Here is an 18,263-nt window from a genome sequence, read left to right on the forward strand (position 1 = left end):
AAATCCGCTTAGTGGCGAGGCTCCAGGTCCCCCGAATACAGCTCATCCTCAGACTCTTCCGCTCCCGGAATCTTGTGCTCTTCAGCCGCCCAGGCCCCCAGGTCGATCAGCTTGCAGCGGTCTGAACAAAACGGCCGGAACGTGCTTTTCTCGTTCCATTCCACAGGTGCGCCACAGGTCGGGCAATCGACGGTCAACGGCTGGCTCATGGCTGGCCTCCTTTCAAAGTCAGGTAAAAGTGGTGCAGGCGGTCAATCTGCTCATGCAGCGCGGCCAGGTCGCCGTCATTGACCACCACATCGTCGGCATGGCGCAGGCGTTCTTCACGGGCCAACTGGGCCTGCAGAATCGCCTGCACCTGCTCGGCACTGGTGTTGTCCCGTGCCAGGGTACGCGCCATTTGCAGTTCCTGCGGCGCATCGATCACCAGCACGCGCTGGGTCTTATGGTATTGCCCCGACTCGATCAGCAGCGGCGACACATATACCGCATACGGCGACTGGGCCTTGGCCAGGTAGCTGAAAATCTCCTGCCCGATCAACGGGTGCAACAGCTGCTCCAGCCATTTGCGCTGCGCCGGGTCGGCGAAGATCAGCTGGCGCAGGGCGGCGCGATCCAGCTGGCCGTCGGCCTGCAGCACACCCGCGCCGAAGCGCTCGACAATGCTGGCCAAGGCCGGGCGGCCAGGTTCGACCACCCAGCGCGCCGCCTGATCGGCGTCGACCAGGTGCACGCCAAGCTCGACGAAGCGCTCGGCAGCGGCGCTCTTGCCGCTACCAATGCCGCCGGTAAGGCCGAGAATCCAGGGGGTAAAGGCTGCAGTGGCCATCAGTATCCAAGCAGTTGCATGTAAGAGGCGACTATTTCATCACCCCAGAGCACGGCAATCCACCCCGCAATCGCCAGATAAGGCCCGAACGGCATCGCCGTGCCCATGGCATGCCGGCGCAAACGCAGCAGGCACAGGCCCACCAGCGCCCCCACCACCGACGACAGCAACAACGTCAGCGGCAACACCTGCCAGCCCCCCCAGGCCCCGATCAGCGCCATCAGCTTGAAGTCGCCATAGCCCATGCCTTCCTTGCCGGTGACCAGCTTGAACACCCAATACACCGTCCACAGGCTGAGGTACCCAGCCACCGCGCCCCACAGCGCGTCGGTAAGCGGGGCGTAAATGTTGAAGGCATTGACGATCAGCCCCAGCCACAACATCGGCAGCACCAGCACATCCGGCAGCAATTGGTGTTCTGCATCGATCAGGCTCAGGGCCAGCAGGCACCAGGTCAGTGGCAGTGCCAGCAACGCCTCAACCGAAGCGCCAAAGCGCCACGCCACCACCAGCGACAGCAGCGCGCTGGCGACTTCCACCACCGGGTAGCGCGGGCTGATGCGGGTTTTGCAGGCAGAACAACGCCCGCGCAACGCCAGGTAACTGATGACCGGAATGTTCTCCCACGCGCGAATCTGATGTGCGCAATGTGGGCAGCGGGAGGCGGGCAGGCACAGGTCGAACCGTTCGTGTTGCGTAACCGGCAACCCCAACACTTCTTGTGCCTCACGCTGCCATTGCCGCTCCAGCATGATCGGCAGCCGACACACCAGCACATTGAGAAAACTGCCCACCAACAGGCCGAGTAGCGTGGCCAGGGTGAGGAAGTACGCCGGCTGCTCAGCCAGCAAAGTCCATAAAGTCATGTTCAGATCAAGCTACCCAACTGGAAGATCGGCAGGTACATCGCCACCACCAGGCCACCGACCAGCAGGCCCAGGATCAGCACGATGGCCGGCTCCAGCAAGCTGGTCAACTGGTCCAGCGCCTGGCTGACCTGTTCCTCGTAATGGCTGGCGGCCTTTTCCAGCATCTGGTCCAACGTGCCGCTGGATTCACCGATAGCCGTCAGCTGCACCAGCAACGGTGGAAACAGCGGTTCACCCGCCATGGCCTGGTTCAGCCCCTGCCCATTGGCCATGCCCTGGCGCAGCCGCAACACCGCCTGTTCGTGCAAATCACCACCGGTTACCCGGGCCACCGTTCCCAGCGCATCCAGCAACGGCACCCCGGCGCAGTAGGACGTTGCCAGGCTACGCGCAAACCGCGCCAGCGCCGCCTGCCCCAGCAATTTGCCGAACACCGGCAACCCCAGCACCTGCCGAGATATCCACAGGCGCGCTGGCGCATGTTGCCGGTACAGCTGACGCCCGGCAAAACCTAGCACCGCAGCCATCACCAGCAACAGCGGCGCAAGCCGACTCAGCCCTGTGGACAAGTCGATCACCCACTGGGTAAATGCCGGCAAGGCTGTGCCCATGCCCGAGAACATGCTCTCGAATTTCGGAATAACCTCCAGCAACAAGATCGCTGACACCCCCAGCCCGGTCAGCAACAGCAGCAGTGGATAGACCATCGCCTTGCGCACTTTCTTGTGCAGCGCCCGCCGCTGTTCCAGCATGCCCGCCAGTTGCTCCAGTTGCCGGTCGAGCGTGCCGGACTGCTCACCTACCCGTACCAGGTTGCAATACAGCGCATCGAACCATGCCGGGTGTCGCTGCAACGCATCCGCCAACCCCAGGCCCGAAGCCACATCCTGTTTCAATCTCTCCAGCAACGCCGCCTGCGCCGCACCGCAACCACTGCGCCCCATCACCTCGAACGCCTGCAACAGCGGCACACCCGCTTTGAGCAATGTCGCCAACTGCCGGCTGAACCCCGCCGGGTCGGCCTTTTCGCGTCGCTTCGGCAAACTGAACGTCAGCCCGCTGGCCGGCCGCAAGCTGGCCACGGTGATGCCCTGGCGAATCAGCCCGGCCCGCACATAAGCCGGGCTGCGCCCGGGTGTTTGGCCACTGACCGGCGTGCCATTGGCGTCGGTGCCATGCCAGCGGTAGAGGGGGGAAGATGAAGTCATGCAAAGGTCCTTTTTCTGCCCGTGCGACAAGCCTGGAAACAGCTTGCCGCGTCCATGCAAGGGCGCGCGTCCGTGATGCTCACTAGAGTAGTTCAGCGAAGATGACGCCCAAGCGGGCAGGGGTGACAAAAGGTGTCTGTTCAGGCCTACTGCGCCGCTGCCGGTTGGGGCGCAACCGACCTCAACGTGTAAGCGAATGAAAAAGGAAATACGTTCATGAAAGGGCAACGCGGTATCACCCTGATCGAACTGATGATCGTTGTCGCGATCATCGGCATTCTGGCGACCATCGCCTTACCGATGTACACCAACCACCAGGCACGCTCCAAGGCGGCGGCCGGGTTGCTGGAAATCAGCGCGCTGAAGACCGCGATGGATTTGCGGTTGAATGACGGGAAGGACGTGGCGGGCGTGGCCGAGCTGGGTGGCCAGTCGGCGACGGCGCATTGTGCGATCACAGCGGAAGGCAAGGCGGCGGATGGCAGCGGGAAGATTGCGTGCACGCTGGTGGATGCGCCGGCCAATGTGGTGGGTAAGGCACTGACCCTGACGCGCTCGGCCAGTGGGTGGGCGTGTACTACCGACATCGAGGAAGACCTGGCGCCCAAGGGGTGCAAGGGGGCTTGAGGGTAGGGGATTAAACTAGCGGAAACAGGGGTTTGCGTTGCGGGTGTGAGCAGTGGTACGTTGCGCTACACGCCGGTGTAGCTCAGTCGGTAGAGCAGCGCACTCGTAACGCGAAGGTCGCAGGTTCGATTCCTGTCTCCGGCACCAGAGTACAGTTTCCAGAAGTCTATGACTGTCTACGAAACCACCGCAAAGCCCGCCTAGAGCGGGCTTTGTTGTTTCTGTCTGTCTCGTTTTGTCTCTGGGCATCTACGCGATTTAGGGATATGGTTAGGGATACCTCGGTTCGACAAGGAAACGTATCCCTATGGCGCGCACAGTGGTGCCTCTCACCGATCCCAAATGTGATGCGGCCAAGCCTCGGGAGAAGGATTACAAGCTGTTCGATGGCAAAGGCCTCTACCTGCTGGTGAAGCCGTCAGGGGTCAAGACCTGGCGTATGAAGTACATCAAACCTGATGGCCGTGATGGTTTAGCTACGTTTGGCAACTATCCGGCGCTCGGCTTGAAAGCGGCCAGGGAGCGACGCGCTCAGGCGCTTGAGCTATTGGCAGCCGGGAAAGACCCCATCGAGCAGGCGCGCTTGGACAAACAAGAAGCGGCTAACGCCCGGGCGAATACATTCCGTTTGCTTGCTCAGGAATGGCACGCGGCCTGCGCTCGTAAGTGGACGCCTGGTCATGCCTCCACCGTGTGGCGACGCATTGAATCCCACCTGTTGCCCACTCTCGGTGATCGTCCGGTCGCGGAGCTCAAAACACGGGATCTGCTTGTTCCGCTGAAAGCGGCGGAAAAGCGGGATACCTTGGATACGGCTGCACGCCTACGCCAGTACATGACGGGCATCCTCCGTATGGCGGTTCAGCATGGCCATCTGGATTTCAACCCTGCGATCGATCTGCAAGGCGCGACGGCCACCCGCAAAACAGCGCACCGGCCTGCTTTGCCATTCGAACGCTTACCTGAGCTTCTTCAGCGGATAGATGCCGACAGCGGGCGCGGCCTGACTAAGCTTGCGGTGCAGCTGACCATGTTGGTGTTCATCCGCTCCAGTGAGCTCCGCTTCGCTCGCTGGGGAGAGATAGACATGGGGAGGCTGATGTGGGAAATCCCTGGCGAAAGAGTGGCTATTGAGGGTGTGAAGAACTCCCATCGAGGCTCCAAGATGAGCACGCCACACCTGGTACCACTCAGCCGGCAGGCTGTAGAGGTGCTGGAGAGAATTCGTAACCTCACTGGTCGTTTCGATCTGGTGTTTGCGGGTGACCACAATCATTGGAAACCGATGAGCGAGAACACCGTGAACAAAGCGCTGCGGCGAATGGGGTATGACACCAAAGCAGAGGTATGCGGCCACGGTTTTCGGACAATGGCCTGTTCCGCATTGGTTGAGCCTGGGCTTTGGAGTAAAGACGCTGTCGAGCGGCAAATGAGCCACCAAGAGAGAAACACGGTGCGTGCCGCCTACATCCACAAGGCTGAGCACTTACAAGAGCGGAGACTTATGGTGCAGTGGTGGGCCGACTACCTGGATGCTAATCGCAGGGATGCAATTACTCCCTATGATTTTGCTCATGGGAGGTCCCTCCATCCATGAAGCAGACTGAGATGATGGTGGAGGGCATGACAATGCTTGTCCCATCAAAAGCCGGTGTACGAGGTGTAACCCGTGTAACGGATCAGGCCAAGACGCTGAAATCATTGGGGATTAGGCACGTAACACCGACCAAAATAATTTCGTACATCCGGTGTAACCTCGCGGCCCCGTGTAACGCCAAAAGCCCCTCGCCCGCCTGCTGGCCTATGCGCATGCTCTCTCAGGTCAAAGCAAATCGCGGGTTCGGCGCAAACTGCCGGGGCTTGGGGAAATGTTGATGCAGCCTGACTCTTTGTCCATTGATGGGCTGGCCATCCATCCGACCCGGACCGAATCCAGCACCATCAGGGAGCATCTGAAGCGCCTTCCAATCTTCAGTGGTTACGCTTCAGAGGTTGATGCCGTACTGAACATCATGGAGCGCTGCCGCCACTGGCTCCCGGAGGAAATCGGCGCAGAGCTGAGCAATGCTGCACTGCAATACAATGACGCGATCTACCAGGTGATTTCTCACTACGGGGCCAGGCAACTTGTAGCCCAGTTCCGGAACTATACCGGGCTCGAAACGGCGACAGATGTGCAAGTTATTGCTGCTTTCGCGTTGGCAAATGCTATCCACGCTTTATGCGGCTTGGCCGAACACTTGATTATACAAGGTCAAGAGATACCCGCCCTTGAGTACTATCAGATGCACCTTTGCTGCATTGAGGACTACGTGCCAGGTGCTAGCGCCTGGCTGGAACCTGATGAAAACGCAGCATGCTGTGAGATAGGCGAGTTGGCCAACGCAGCGTCGAGGCATGCGGACACCAAAATCGACGGGGTGTTGAGTGGGATTGCTCGGCGCCGGGAAGGCTTGGAGAGCCGTGATCAATCCATAGAAGCGAAAGCGCTGGAACTCATCAACGCAGGAACAGCCATGCACAATCTGAACAGTAAGCTACGTGCCTGGCAGGAGCGCGAAACAGGGGCGTCGCTATCGAAGGTTCAGATGGGGGCAATTCTAAAGCGCATTCCCTGGCTGGGTTATGGCCCTCCCAGTTCACTAAGCAAAAAGTAAAGTGAACCTTCACTGCTAGGTAGCCCCTGCATAGGCTCCGCCCTGTAAAACCAATACAGGGATACAGGGATACAGCTATGACACTCCAACCCGCACCGCTGGGCGGCTCTGCAATCGATCAGCCGGCCAGGCTCATTCGCATGAAAGAAGTTGTAGAACTCGTGGGGCTTGCACGCCCAACGATCTACAAGCTGATGAGTCAACCTGAAAGCAACTTCCCTCAGCCTGTGAAACTCACTGACAGCACCGCCCGCGGCGCTCCCGTGGCTTGGGTTCTTTCTGAAGTTCAGGCCTGGACGCGCGCTCGTATCGCTGCGCGTGACAAGGTGGCCGCATGACGCCCATTTTCCTCCCTCACGCAGCGCTCGATGCAATCGACGAACTGGGTCAAAAGGCTCCAACACATGGGCGGCTGGCGCGCTTGCAAAAACTGCGGGACGAAGCGCTGGCCAAAGGGGCGCACGTTTTGCTGCTGATTTGGCCGACTCTCGATTGGGGGCTACTGGCTATCGAGACGCCTGGCGACGTGACGATTCGAGATGCGGCGCAGCTGGTTCCCAACGTGCTCGCCAATCCCGATGCACTAGGGCAGATGTATGAGAAGGCGCGGCAAGGCCGCAATCTCACCTGGCTCAAGCTTGAGCGCCGCCCGGTCGCCGCTCACTAACGAGAACGCCCCCGGCTGCAACCGAGGGCGTCTGAGGATATTCACTTTGCCCGCCTACTCTATGCCATGGCCTAGAGCCATGCAACCTGCCCGCACCTATCAGCTTGCGCCTCGTCGGCTCACACGTTACTCTTCGCAGGTCGCTGCAAATTCAGCGACCGGGTTTGGCGACCCGACGAAATCAAGGCGCACAAGCGCCCCTATCACGAATGCAGGCGCTTTTTTTGTGCCCGCATTCCCGTGTTATGGCGGCTGTGCGTGGGAGACCTTCGGGTCTGCCGGGTTCCTTGATTCCCGGTTCGCCAACCTGCGCACAGCTGCCACCCTAAATCGTTTGGCGACGATCAGTGGCAGCTCCTCAAATCAAGGAGCTCCGCCCATGCACGCCCTCAATCCGTCTGCCCTCCAGAACCACATTGCTGCCCTGAAGGCCCGTGCCATTGCGGCACTGCACGCCGACTCATCCCTCTCCGTCCGCTTGGCGCGTTACAACGCTGCGATGGCCCGTGCTCGCGCCCTGGAAGCAAACGGGGGTGCCCAATGACCAATCCAATACAGCACTTTTCTCAGCCAGAAGACCTGCTATGCATCACAGCGAATGCGCCGGCAGGCGTCCCGATTGATGCGCTCACCTGCGCTATTGAGCGAGCCCAAGCAGTGCTGTGCTTGCTTGAGGACCAATTCGAGGCGGATCAGAGCCAACGTTTGGCTAATTGTGTGATCCTCGGCGCCCTGTGGGATGTTCGCGGAACGCTGGAGCAGATTCGTACCCTGGTCGTGCATGCCGATGACTCGACCTCCCATGTCGCGGAAGGGGGCCGGAAATGAACGGGCACTTTCAGGTCAATACCGTAGGTGGGGTCACCTTCTCTAAGCACAACTCGTTGAATCAACCGCTCTTCAAGGTGTGCCCTGGTGTTTCCGGTGAGGAAGCATTGGAGCAGGCATCGGTGCTCATGAACTGCGTAAACAAACTTACCCAACTGGCTGGCGTGAGCGAAGACAACAATGCACTGGTGTGGGCGGCACATTATCTGGGCGAGCAGGCAAAGGCGCTTGTCGATGATGTAACCACTGGGATTCAGATTGCCGAGGGTGGCCAAGCATGAGCAGGACCACCCCCAACTCCCGACATCCGACCTTTGCCCAAGTCAAAGCGGCCTCCCTGGCGGCGATTGATCGCGTGTTAGCCCACTGGCTTCCCAATGGCAAGCGTGTAGACGGCGGCAAGGAATACACCGCCCCCAACCCAACCCGAGCTGACAAGCATTCAGGATCGCTCAAGGTGAACCTGGCCAAAGCTACCTGGTGCGACTTCGCCACCGGTGACAAAGGCGGCGATTTGATCGACCTGGTACGCTACCTTGATCGCGGCACCGATGTGGAAGCTTGCAACAAGCTGGCGGCTTTCCTCGGTGTCGAGGCAACGAATAGCACGAATGTCACACCACCCACTGGCCAGGCCAAAAAGCCAGAGTGGGTGCCCATGTTGCCCATTCCTGAGCAGGCAATGCAGAAGGTGCTGCAAGCGCACCGGCAGCACGGTAAACCTTCCAAGGTTTGGATTTACCGTGACGCCAACGGTCAGCCACTTCTGGTGCTGTACCGCTTTGACCTCGGGCCGGATGAGAGCGGCACGGCGCGCAAAGTCTTCGCGCCTCTCACCTGGTGTAAACACTCTGCTAACGGCTCGCTGGCCTGGCGCTGGCAGGGCTTACCGGAGCCACGCCCGCTCCTGCGCCTCGATGACCTGGCTAAACGTCCCTCGGCACCAGTCGTATTGTGCGAGGGTGAAAAGGCCGCCGATGCCGCTGCCGAGCTGTTGCCCGAGCATGTTGCCACCTGTTGGCCTAACGGGACGAACTCTTGGCAGAAGGCTGATTTCGCGGCGCTAGTCGGGCGTGACGTGTTGCTTTGGCCTGACAACGATGCCCCAGGGTTGAAGTGCATGGATGCCTTGGCCAATCACCTGCGGAAGCTTGGAGCTGCCTCGGTGCAAACAGTAGCCTTGGCGGTGTTCGGTCAACTCCCTGGGATGGACGGTGAGCGCCCCAATTTCGCGCCGGGCGGTGAGTGGCGCGAAGGTGACGATGCAGCGGATGCCCAATCCAAAGGCTGGACAGCCCAACACTTGTCGGAGCTGCAACGCACCGGGAAACTGTTTGCACTCACGCCTGCCGCCACGCCCGCACCCACCAAGCAGAGTAAGGCCACTGGCCAGGCCAAGCCACAATCCGAGAAGAAAACCGCCCCGGCTCCGAGCGGCTTTCGTGTCACAAAGGATGGGGTGTTCTATGCCGGTGAGGATGGCGAAGCACGACCGGTTTGTTCACGGCTAGAGATCTTGGCTCGTACCCGTGACGAAAAGGGCCACGGCTGGGGCCTACTGGTGGAGTTCGATGATCCGGACGGTGCCAACAAGCGCCTCAACATTCCCGCTAGGGCGATGGCGGGTGACTTTGGCAAGGAGGTGCTCGCGCCACTGGTCGATATGGGGCTGCGCCTAGCGCCCGTGCGTACTGCTCGCAATTCGCGCAACGACCTGCAGAGTTACCTGCAAGGCTATGACGGCTCCGAGCGCGCTCGCTTGGTCACTCGTCTGGGCTGGCATGGGGATGCTTACCTAGTGCCGGATCGGCAAATCGGTGCCAGCACTGAATACCTGCACTTCTACGAAGCCGGCGCCCAGCTCCCGCCCATTACCCAAGTTGGAACACTAGAGCAGTGGCAACAGCAAATCGGCACGTTGTGCGTGGGAAACAACCGCCTGACGTTCGTCGTGTGCGTAGCTTTTGCTGGAGCGGTGCTGCACTTGCTTGGCCATGAGTCGGGCGGCTTCCACCTCTACGGCGATAGCTCGGGCGGGAAGACCACCCATTTACAGGTGGCCGCTTCGGTTTGGGGAGGGCCACGCCTGGTGCGCTCCTGGCGTTCTACTGATAACGCGCTGGAAAGTATCGCGGCGGCACACTCCGATGGCCTCCTGGTGCTTGATGAAATCGGGATGTGTGATCCACGGATCATCGGGGAAACGGTCTACATGCTTGGCAACGGCACAGGCAAAGCCCGGGCGAATGACCGCGGGATGAGCGGGCGCCAGGTACAAGAATGGCGACTGCTGTTCCTTTCTACGGGGGAAAAGACCCTTGCGCAGCACATGGCCGAAGCAAACAAGGATCTGAAAGCGGGTATGGAAGTACGGCTATTAGCCGTTCCGGCTGATGCCGGAAAAGGACTGGGGTTGTTCGAGGAACTGCATGGTTTTGAGGATGCCGCTGCGCTTTCGGATGCGCTGAAAGCCCGTGTGGCTAAATCCTACGGATCTCCCGCTCTGGCATTCCTGTCGGCCCTGTGTGACCCGGTCAAACTGCGCGCCTACATAGCCATGGTCCGCAGCACCGTGGAGCGCTTCACTGCAGAATCACTACCAATTAGTGCGAGCGGACAGGCTCAGCGCGCTGCTACTCGCTTTGGATTGGCAGCAGCAGCTGGAGAGCTGGCCACCGCCCTGGGCGTTACTGGGTGGCCGGATGGATTGGCGCTCGACTCTGCACGTACATGCCTGAAGGCTTGGTTGGCTGAGAGAGGCGGGGCCGGGAACATGGAAGGCGATGCTGTTCTTGCCCGCCTACGCCAAGTGATCGAGAGGTTCGGAGAAAGCCGCTTTACGCGCTGGGAATCTGCTGCCGCCAAGGTCGATGAACATGGTCCACGCACCCTTGATCGACTCGGCTTTCGCAAGTCGATGGAGCACGGCATGGGTGACACGGCGCACACGACGACGACCTATTACGTACTCCCCGAAGCTTGGCGCTCTGAGATCTTCCGCGGCATGAACCTTAATGCAGTGAACAAAGAGCTGTTGCGGCGTCGAGTACTGGAGCCTGGTAAGGATGGCAAGGCCTCCGTCTCCGTGCGCCTGCCCGGCCTCGGACTCCAGCGCTGTTACGTTGTCGTGACCATCCCTGAACCGGCTGAGAACGAAGCGCAGGCCGCTTGAATCAACACCTCTAACTCATGAGGTAGCGATGGCAGCGAGCGGTCTTGCCAGCCCCGGTCACAACACATTCCCATTATTTAGGTATCGATCATGAATGAACTCAAAAAACAGCGCGATGAACTGATTGCTGAACGTGATGCTCTTGAGGCCAGTATTCCAGGCCAACTGGCAGCTTGGCGAGACATGCCGAATGCTTGGCGCAACGGCAATTGTGTAGGTAGCCCCGAAGCTACGGCAGCCGTGGAAAAGATTTCCGCTGATGAGTGTCGCGTCCGTAGCATTTCTGGGGAACTGGAGAAGCTCGACAACGAGATAGATTATCGTGAGCGCCTGGAAAATGCCGAGGAAAGCAAGACACAAGCCCGCCAGCTCATGTCTGATTCAGCTAGTGCGGTCTCCATGTTGGAGGGGAAGCGCAGACTCCTGTTTGGACGCCTCCAAGCAATTCAGAAAGATATGGAGTTGGCGCTTGAAGCGGCTCGACAGGCAGAGCTGGACGCGGCAAACCTGTATGCACGAAGTATCGCTTCTGGTGACAGCAAAGGTGAAAAGGCGGCAAACACCGAGATGCAGAAAGCAAGTAACCAGCTCATTGAGGCGGATGAACACGCAAGGCGCCAAGAACTGTTGACGACTGCCCTGCAGGCAGAAATTGACTCGCTCGACGCTCAGATCGCCCAAGCTCAGAAGCAAGGGCACGAAGCCCAGAGTGCTGCTTTGTTTGCAACTGAGATCGCCCTTGGTGGCGAGTGGAACCGCCTGGCCGAACAACTCGCAGCAGTGGGGGCTCGGATCTTGGCCGCGAACATTCACCGAGGCGGTGCAGGCATGGTGTTGACGAGGCTGTCGATCCCGGGCTTCGGTCCGTCGTCCAGGGAGCTTCAGCGAGACGATTTACAAGACCACGCCAAAAGCATAACCGTAGTGGAGCTGCTGGAAGCATAACCCCGAAATAGCCCGCAGATGCGGGCTGTTTGCTATTCCCATGGAAAATACCAGTAAGACTGTGCTATGAGGTAGAACAACTTGAGAGAGAATCGGGAAAGGACACACGGTGCAGACCTTCAACTACATATCCTTTGGGAATCGGGAGTATCTGGCGGGGGACGGCGATGAGATCACGATGCCTCGAGGGCGCATGTTTGAATATACGCCAACCGACATTGAGAAGCGGCTTGAAGGTCTCGATTCCACGGCGATCGCTTTTATCGAAAAACTGCCGACCTTTTTATGTAGCGAGATCAGGCGAGTTAAGGGCAGTGCGTCGATGCTCATCAAGTACGGTCGAATTTCACACATTACGCCCGGTGTGAAAGAGGTCTCCACCATTTTCGAGACATTGATCGATTTCGGTGAGGTCGAGTTTGGCGACACGGAGTCCGCCCGGATGGTATTCGGCGCGGACGGATTCCAGCTCCACCGAACTCACTGGGCTGTCCGTGAAGGCGACGCACAGATAGTGCTACGCCGATTAGTCGATCTTAACCCTGCTCTTGCACATCTTGTTGAGATGCCTGAAATACCCCGCCCTGAAGATTCAATGGTTCAACCTCCGCCACGCGATAAAAAGATCGTTGGCGTCGCCGATAGCGTGGAGTCTTTCCTTCAGCTGCTCTACACCTCGCCGGCAAAAGACTCGGCCGAAACCTTCTTCCGAGGTCATAGTGATGCCCGTTATGAGCTTACGCCATCACTGCTACGTAAATGGGAAAATGGTGACTGGAAGTTCATGCCGAGCGAGGACCGACTCTGCAAAGAGCTATTGATTGCGCATTACGATGAATTTCAAGGCGATCAGTATTGCTTTGATCGACTTGTGCGCATGCAGCACTACGGTTTACCCACGAGACTGCTTGATATCTCTAGTAATCCCCTAGTTGCGCTTTTCTTCGCCTGCTCCGGCAGGGCGGACCAATTGGGGGTGGACGGCGAGGTCATCGTATTTAAAGTAAAATCGGAATTGGTGAAATACTTTGATTCCGATACCGTTAGTTGTATTTCAAATCTCTCCAATCTTACATATGCACAGAAAAATGATGTCGATCTTAGTCTCGATAAAGTAAGGTTTAATTTAACGGATGTTGCAGGAAAGTTGCTCCACCACATCAAGTCGGAGAAAGGATTTTTCGAAGGGCGTATTGTTCCTGACGACTTAAGGTCTATTATCTGCGTGAAGGCTAAACGCACGAATACCCGCATCAAATCGCAGTCCGGCGCATTCCTGCTGTTCGGACACGAGGCTGCGCTTCCTGATGCCGGACAGGATGGACTTGAGGTTTCTCGGGTCACGATCCAGAACAAGCCACATATCCTTGAACAGCTCGACCAAATCAATATAAATGCCACAACAGTTTATCCTAGCATCGAAGAAACTGCCGTCCACTTGCGAGATCAGCATCAGCTGCCGCGACCTTGTACAAAGCACTCTGTTGAGGCAGATCACAACTCTCCAGTATCCTGATGTAACATCTGCTAAGCAAGTCGCGTGAGATGTAGCTGCTGCGAGCAGTTGGATGAAGAGGGCAATCTCCGCTATTAGAGCATCGTGGCGTGTTACGAAGAGCTGTCGCGCCCGCCCGCCAAGGATCGAAACGAACCATCAGGGGCTGGTGACATCCCTTCCAGCCTGGTCGATAAGAGCATTTGACTATGCGTAGGCGGGCACTATCGCCATAAGGTCGCTGGAAAGACCATACTGAAGCTAGCTTGCCAGCTAGGGTTTATGATTCCTGAGGTTTTTCTGGAGCGAGTTGATGCCAGCTCACTGTGAGTCACATTCAAGGATCCCTCACAGGACTTCGATCTCGCTCTCTTCTAGCCAGCCAGCAGCGACAACGTTTTGTTTGGCTAGTGTCGGTTGGGGTGTGTATACGACAATCGCCAGGCTCTTTTCGGCCCGACTACACGTCACGTAAAGCAGCCTACGAGTACGGGCTAGCGCATTGTCCTTGCCGTTACGTTCGTTATCCAGGTCAGTCTTTGTCGACTCTTTCACACCCAGCAATTTGTCGTAGCTGAATAAGAAACCACCTGCCTCCTCATCATTGATGACAACCATGACCCTTGGGAACTCCAGGCCCTTTACGCCTTGATGTGTGCCATAGGGTGAAAGTCCAACCGCATAACTCGCAAAGGCAACCAGCTCCGAAAATGGACGCTCAAGGAACAGCTGGTAGGCGTAGTTGGTTATTGCGTTCGTATCTTCAGGGTCTGGAGCCTCACCAGGAGAACCCAAAACCATTGCCCCAGCCAGGGATTCAGGGACATCGAGTAATTGGGTTTGCAACAGAAGAGTTGCAACCTCGTTCAGCGTTGGATCGTTTCCTTCGAAAAGGGCGAGCAGTGCATGCGTGGCGTCCTCTACACGCTGCATGTGGACTGATTGGTCCCCTGATGATTGCATAGCGTCCTTGCTGAGCAAGGGAGAGCGAGAGCGTACGGCTTCAAGTAGTAGGAAGTGATCGTCCTTTGCAGTAAGGATTGGAAGAACGCCTTCGCTGAACACGCGAAGTGCAGGGAGGGTTCCATCAAGCAAGCCTGTTTGAAGGTGGTCAACCGCGTATAAGGGCGTGAACAGCTTCTCAAACCCCATCCTCCGTCCCGCCATCTTGTGTTCGAGGATCAAGGTCTTTCGACCTTCAGGACCGGTAGCCCATTCGCTGTCGTCGGTAATTGCAGCCATCGCATGAGCGATGCCCTCCTCAAGATTTGGCGCCTGTTCTGGGCTTCGATTTATGCAGTACATGCGTACTACGCCCTCAATGGCATCAGGTTTTGGGATCTGCTGATGAGTGTCTGCAGTGCTTCGAATCACGTTGATAAGGTTTACCACTCTACGAGGGCAGCGGCGATTAACGACCTTTTCAGGCTTTAACCAGTCTCCGGGTATCGCTTTATCGAGGCGTGTTACTCCATGGCCGTAAATCTGTTGCATTGTGTCGCCTAGCAGTCCTAGGCAGAAGCGTGTCTTCGCCAATTGCTGGACTTTCAGGAAAGCCTCCATTATTGGGGCGTGCGTATCTTGGCTTTCGTCGATCAATACAACTGGATAGCGGTCTACTAGAACATCCAGCAGGGGGCGTTCAGGAACGAATGCTGCAGTCAGCTTGATGACCTCATCGTGATTGAGCGCCTGCCGCTCTCTGTTGTCACCTGTGGGGCTGTAGATGAATTTTGTAATTTCGTCGAGCGTCTCAAGTCTACGTGTCTTGCTTTGTAACTTCCGTTTATTTGCTCGAGATGTTTTATTGTCGCCTTTTGAACGTGCTAGCTCTCCCTCAATCTTCCCGATGTCTTGAGCAAGTTTGATCCTTAGCCACTCTCTAATTTCGTTGTCGAACCCCTGGATTAGGCGCCAGGCGAACGCATGAATGGTCGAGACTTCCACGAGTGGATCAAACTCTAGCCTACGGAGAATCTCGTCACAGGCTGCGTTTGTATAGGTGATCACCGCAATGCGTCGGCCCTCGAATATTAGGCGTTCTCGCTCTCGACTTTTGAGTTCGCGGATCGCCTCGACTAATGAGTGGGTTTTTCCTGAGCCGGCACCTGCGTAAAGAAAAAAACTCTTAGGGTTTTTCAGGTTAAGGCAAGCCTGCATAATGGTATCGGCATCTGCTACAACTGCTTCGCTCATGGCGTCACCTCCGCACCCTCGGGAGGAATTACCAGTAATTCTTTTTGCTTGTTTCGCAATTTTGACTCAAGCCAGTTGAGGCCCTCACTGATGTATTCAGGGATTTTGAGGTTGGGAAAGCTGTTGTCACCCAAAACGAGCAGGACGAACTCTGCTTTCTTTCCTTCGCGTAATTCATTAAAAAAACCTTCCCCGACGGCTTTGGAGGTTTGCGATTCATTCAGAACCTTGACGAACGCCTTCATCAGGCCAGTACTTCCTGTCTTTTTCGCAAAGTGACCAACATTGCTAAGCACAAAACTGTCTTCAAAAGTGTTTGGAAGAGCTTGTATTGCTTCGCCAGTAGCGGGCAGGTGGGTGGAAATAGGGGTTTGATAGGCGATGCGTACCGAATACAGGTCGTCGATCTGGTGCTCTTTTTGATTCGAAGTAAGCTCTAGTAGCTCATCCACTGTGCTGCCAAGATGTCTCAGTTTCATCCAGCTTCGCAAAGTCGGATTGTTCGTAATTTGTTCTGCGTTGAATTGCGCCGGTTTTGCAGCTTTACCAATCCCTGCATCAAGGTCCGTGATAATTAGGGTGAGGATTCCAAGGGCGTCAATTAACGGTCTTAGCCGGTGTGCGTGACTGCCGCCGATATCAAGGGTTGTGATGTAGCAGCGGTCAAGAAAAGGGAATTTATTCCGCAAGAAATGCGGCAACATCATCCGCTCTGCCGAGCCTTCTACCAAGATGACGGCATCGGCGAAGAATATGTCTGCATGTTGTGCTCGCAGATACCTGGTAACGAACTCTTTCGTCTTCGTCCCTTCGCCAAACACGTTAGAGAGATTAGAGACCGTCGACACCGGCACCCCGATGCCATACATCCCTGCTGGCAGGCGTCTGAAATACCTAAGGTTCTGGTATTCCACCTCATGAGTTACATGACTGGAGTGAGTGCTCACCAGAAGCTGAGTCGTCAGATTTGGGTAACGTTCAAGCAAAGCATCTCGGCACAAAACCTGATAGGCGTGTCGTACGAACACTTGTTGAACTTGAACATGAAGGTGGGCTTCGGGCTCCTCAATGAGCACGAGGTGAATGGGCTCGATGCGGTCTATTGCTTCCGTGGTGGCAGCCCTGGTTTTTCTCAGCCACTCGTCCCTGAAGCCCATTAGCCGAAAAATCATCGATATTAGATTTTGATACCCCAACCCGTTAGCCGTCTCAGGTAAATGGAGAGGAGGGGCTCCTGGTGCTCCCTGGATTGAATCCAACTCAAATAGGACGGCCGCTTCATGGTTCATACCATCAGTTGTTGCCAGGCGACTTGCGACTTTGATACGTGGGTCGTTGCGGCCGGGGTAGCCTAATCCCTCGACCTCCCTAATGGCCGGTTCGAAGCTGCTACCTAGCTTCGTATCGAATGCCGTTTGGGCTGCTTCTATCGCCCGTAACGCTTCGAGATCTGAAGTATCTGGGCTATCACCTGGATCAAGGTGTCGAGAGTAATAGGATCTGAGTTGTTCAGAGAGCTTTCGAGCGCTACTGGGTTTAGCGTTATCACTTTGATTGTCGTCAGAGTGGTCGCTGAATCCCCGCTGTGCATTGATCTCATGTACCCGAATTAATCCACTAAGGGGATTGCTTTCCAAGGGCAATGCAGTAGGGCTCAAGGGCTGCATTTGAGCCATTCGAGTCGACCTGTCAGGTTTCTTAAGTTGTTGTGGATCTAGGCGGTACCAACGAACCTTAAATTTATCTCCTAGTCGACGATTCAAGTAATCATGAAGGCTCTGCGGCCAGAGCGTCAGCGGGCTACCAGGCGGGTCTTCCCTTCCTAGAACGTCCTCAAGCTCTGCAACCCTCGCGCGCTCTTTGCGATAGTCTGTGTACAGTGTATTCATATCATCTGGTTCAAGCAGGAAGCGCATTCCCACAAGCCCCCCTCGCCACTCAAAGCTTGGTATGAGGTCGCGGATGAAATGGAACTCTCCTTGATCTGCCGACACCCAAATATCCAGACTAGGTAGCCAATTGGCCCAGTCCTTGGCTGTAGGAGTTTCATAGTTTGGTGGGGGGTTCTCCCACTGCTTACCAATGTCGTCCAGCTTGGCGAGGTGACAAAGAGTCAGATCTTGGAGCCGAAAAGCAGAAGCCTTCGAAACCAAAAACCTCCGAAGTGCCAGCATGGCGGAAGATTTGCCGCTGTTGTTTGCGCCTACGAGCAGCGTGGTCGCACTAGCGAAGTCAACTCGCACAGAAAGTAGTTTTCGGAAATTAGCTATCTCTACGTGCTGGATGTGCATGGGTCGTCCTTGAAAGCCTGAGAAGTATCAGTTGGCTATCACTGTAGCAAGCTGCCCTTTGCAGTCAAAGAGAGAAAAATGGAGACGTAGACGGGCGGGTATTGGCCCTCAGCTGTCCTCTATCAAGTGCGGCTTTGGGTCGATAGCGGGCAACAATGGTTACACCGGGTCTGTTGTTACACCGCTACAGCAAAGCCACTGCATCGTTGTGTATCGCCAATTTCCCCTTTAGAAACAATAAGTTGTGAGCCGTCGTTACACCCATTACACCTGTTACACCGCTTTTAATCCGTGATTAACTAGCGACCCCATGCCCCTATTCGACTGAGCCTTCAGCGGCAGAAGCGTTTCCCGAGCTCCCAATCCTGGAGACCGCCGGGGACCCTGAGAGATGTGGTTAGATACGGGGCAGGAAACCCGCGGCTCTTCGTTAGCGAGTGTCCTCCCAGCTTAGTGAACCGGTGAACGCGGTGAACTCC

Annotated in this window: 16 protein-coding genes and 1 tRNA gene; 11 read left to right on the forward strand and 6 right to left on the reverse strand. The window is 56.7% G+C overall.

The window, feature by feature from the left end; genetic code table 11:
- Positions 1 to 8: 8 nt before the first annotated feature.
- The 4 genes from yacG to QQL85_RS00180 are packed head-to-tail and all read right to left on the reverse strand — an operon-like array spanning position 9 to position 2,906.
- Positions 9 to 209, reverse strand: coding sequence for a DNA gyrase inhibitor YacG (gene yacG, locus QQL85_RS00165; protein ID WP_198748953.1), 201 nt, complete (start codon positions 207 to 209; stop codon positions 9 to 11).
- Positions 206 to 829 carry a dephospho-CoA kinase gene (gene coaE, locus QQL85_RS00170; protein ID WP_284356355.1) on the reverse strand — a complete coding sequence of 208 codons (624 nt, stop codon included), beginning with the start codon at positions 827 to 829 and terminating at the stop codon, positions 206 to 208. The genes yacG and coaE overlap by 4 nt, the downstream gene beginning before the upstream one ends.
- On the reverse strand, positions 829 to 1,695 hold the full coding sequence (locus tag QQL85_RS00175; protein WP_284356354.1) for a prepilin peptidase: 867 nt from the start codon (positions 1,693 to 1,695) through the stop codon (positions 829 to 831). Before QQL85_RS00175 ends, coaE begins: the two co-directional genes overlap by 1 nt.
- A gap of 2 nt (positions 1,696 to 1,697) precedes the next feature.
- Entirely contained in the window at positions 1,698 to 2,906 is a 1,209-nt protein-coding gene (locus QQL85_RS00180) for a type II secretion system F family protein (protein ID WP_284356353.1), read from the reverse strand.
- 216 nt (positions 2,907 to 3,122) lie between these two features.
- Between QQL85_RS00180 and QQL85_RS00185 the strand changes: the two genes are divergently transcribed.
- The 11 genes from QQL85_RS00185 to QQL85_RS00235 all read left to right on the forward strand — a co-directional run bounded on the left by QQL85_RS00185 (position 3,123) and on the right by QQL85_RS00235 (position 13,318).
- Complete coding sequence (locus tag QQL85_RS00185; protein WP_284356352.1) at positions 3,123 to 3,533, forward strand: pilin; 411 nt, start codon at positions 3,123 to 3,125, stop codon at positions 3,531 to 3,533.
- Between the two features lie 71 nt (positions 3,534 to 3,604).
- Positions 3,605 to 3,680, forward strand: a tRNA-Thr gene (locus tag QQL85_RS00190).
- A gap of 160 nt (positions 3,681 to 3,840) precedes the next feature.
- Positions 3,841 to 5,130, forward strand: coding sequence for a tyrosine-type recombinase/integrase (locus tag QQL85_RS00195; protein WP_284356351.1), 1,290 nt, complete (start codon positions 3,841 to 3,843; stop codon positions 5,128 to 5,130).
- A 277-nt stretch (positions 5,131 to 5,407) separates the two neighbouring features.
- Positions 5,408 to 6,190, forward strand: a complete 783-nt coding sequence (locus QQL85_RS00200; protein WP_284356350.1) for a hypothetical protein — start codon at positions 5,408 to 5,410, stop codon at positions 6,188 to 6,190.
- 77 nt (positions 6,191 to 6,267) lie between these two features.
- On the forward strand, positions 6,268 to 6,528 hold the full coding sequence (locus QQL85_RS00205) for a helix-turn-helix transcriptional regulator (RefSeq protein ID WP_284356349.1): 261 nt from the start codon (positions 6,268 to 6,270) through the stop codon (positions 6,526 to 6,528).
- Positions 6,525 to 6,857, forward strand: a complete 333-nt coding sequence (locus QQL85_RS00210) for a hypothetical protein (protein WP_069943424.1) — start codon at positions 6,525 to 6,527, stop codon at positions 6,855 to 6,857. The genes QQL85_RS00205 and QQL85_RS00210 overlap by 4 nt, the downstream gene beginning before the upstream one ends.
- Positions 6,858 to 7,397: 540 nt before the next feature.
- Entirely contained in the window at positions 7,398 to 7,685 is a 288-nt protein-coding gene (locus QQL85_RS00215) for a hypothetical protein (RefSeq protein WP_284356348.1), read from the forward strand.
- A complete protein-coding gene (locus QQL85_RS00220; protein WP_023382430.1) occupies positions 7,682 to 7,966 on the forward strand; it encodes a DUF3077 domain-containing protein in 285 nt (94 codons plus the stop codon). Before QQL85_RS00215 ends, QQL85_RS00220 begins: the two co-directional genes overlap by 4 nt.
- The gene (locus QQL85_RS00225; protein ID WP_284356347.1) at positions 7,963 to 10,857 is read left to right on the forward strand and encodes a DUF927 domain-containing protein; all 2,895 of its coding nucleotides are present in this window, start codon (positions 7,963 to 7,965) and stop codon (positions 10,855 to 10,857) included. The genes QQL85_RS00220 and QQL85_RS00225 overlap by 4 nt, the downstream gene beginning before the upstream one ends.
- A 90-nt stretch (positions 10,858 to 10,947) precedes the next feature.
- Positions 10,948 to 11,802: a hypothetical protein gene (locus QQL85_RS00230; RefSeq protein ID WP_284356346.1), complete on the forward strand. Its 855-nt coding sequence runs from the start codon at positions 10,948 to 10,950 to the stop codon at positions 11,800 to 11,802.
- Positions 11,803 to 11,911: 109 nt separating this feature from the next.
- Positions 11,912 to 13,318, forward strand: coding sequence for an FRG domain-containing protein (locus QQL85_RS00235; RefSeq protein ID WP_284356345.1), 1,407 nt, complete (start codon positions 11,912 to 11,914; stop codon positions 13,316 to 13,318).
- A gap of 327 nt (positions 13,319 to 13,645) precedes the next feature.
- On the opposite strand, the gene QQL85_RS00240 is transcribed toward QQL85_RS00235, so the two are convergent.
- Both QQL85_RS00240 and QQL85_RS00245 read right to left on the reverse strand, forming a co-directional pair.
- Positions 13,646 to 15,493, reverse strand: coding sequence for a UvrD-helicase domain-containing protein (locus tag QQL85_RS00240; RefSeq protein WP_284356344.1), 1,848 nt, complete (start codon positions 15,491 to 15,493; stop codon positions 13,646 to 13,648).
- Positions 15,490 to 17,784, reverse strand: coding sequence for an AAA family ATPase (locus tag QQL85_RS00245; RefSeq protein ID WP_284356343.1), 2,295 nt, complete (start codon positions 17,782 to 17,784; stop codon positions 15,490 to 15,492). Before QQL85_RS00245 ends, QQL85_RS00240 begins: the two co-directional genes overlap by 4 nt.
- Positions 17,785 to 18,263 lie beyond the last annotated feature (479 nt).

The sequence above is a fragment of the Pseudomonas putida genome (assembly GCF_030159595.1).
Taxonomy (GTDB): Bacteria; Pseudomonadota; Gammaproteobacteria; order Pseudomonadales; family Pseudomonadaceae; genus Aquipseudomonas; species Aquipseudomonas putida_AC.

What these genes read in the sequence shown, in the direction of transcription:
- QQL85_RS00245 (WP_284356343.1), bottom strand. Translation starts at nt 17,784, where the DNA reads ATGCACATCCAGCACGTAGAGATAGCTAATTTCCGAAAACTACTTTCT.
- coaE (WP_284356355.1), bottom strand. Translation starts at nt 829, where the DNA reads ATGGCCACTGCAGCCTTTACCCCCTGGATTCTCGGCCTTACCGGCGGC.
- QQL85_RS00210 (WP_069943424.1), top strand. Translation starts at nt 6,525, where the DNA reads ATGACGCCCATTTTCCTCCCTCACGCAGCGCTCGATGCAATCGACGAA.
- QQL85_RS00195 (WP_284356351.1), top strand. Translation starts at nt 3,841, where the DNA reads ATGGCGCGCACAGTGGTGCCTCTCACCGATCCCAAATGTGATGCGGCC.
- QQL85_RS00220 (WP_023382430.1), top strand. Translation starts at nt 7,682, where the DNA reads ATGAACGGGCACTTTCAGGTCAATACCGTAGGTGGGGTCACCTTCTCT.
- QQL85_RS00175 (WP_284356354.1), bottom strand. Translation starts at nt 1,695, where the DNA reads ATGACTTTATGGACTTTGCTGGCTGAGCAGCCGGCGTACTTCCTCACC.
- yacG (WP_198748953.1), bottom strand. Translation starts at nt 209, where the DNA reads ATGAGCCAGCCGTTGACCGTCGATTGCCCGACCTGTGGCGCACCTGTG.
- QQL85_RS00225 (WP_284356347.1), top strand. Translation starts at nt 7,963, where the DNA reads ATGAGCAGGACCACCCCCAACTCCCGACATCCGACCTTTGCCCAAGTC.
- QQL85_RS00180 (WP_284356353.1), bottom strand. Translation starts at nt 2,906, where the DNA reads ATGACTTCATCTTCCCCCCTCTACCGCTGGCATGGCACCGACGCCAAT.
- QQL85_RS00205 (WP_284356349.1), top strand. Translation starts at nt 6,268, where the DNA reads ATGACACTCCAACCCGCACCGCTGGGCGGCTCTGCAATCGATCAGCCG.
- QQL85_RS00215 (WP_284356348.1), top strand. Translation starts at nt 7,398, where the DNA reads ATGACCAATCCAATACAGCACTTTTCTCAGCCAGAAGACCTGCTATGC.
- QQL85_RS00200 (WP_284356350.1), top strand. Translation starts at nt 5,408, where the DNA reads ATGCAGCCTGACTCTTTGTCCATTGATGGGCTGGCCATCCATCCGACC.
- QQL85_RS00240 (WP_284356344.1), bottom strand. Translation starts at nt 15,493, where the DNA reads ATGAGCGAAGCAGTTGTAGCAGATGCCGATACCATTATGCAGGCTTGC.
- QQL85_RS00230 (WP_284356346.1), top strand. Translation starts at nt 10,948, where the DNA reads ATGAATGAACTCAAAAAACAGCGCGATGAACTGATTGCTGAACGTGAT.
- QQL85_RS00185 (WP_284356352.1), top strand. Translation starts at nt 3,123, where the DNA reads ATGAAAGGGCAACGCGGTATCACCCTGATCGAACTGATGATCGTTGTC.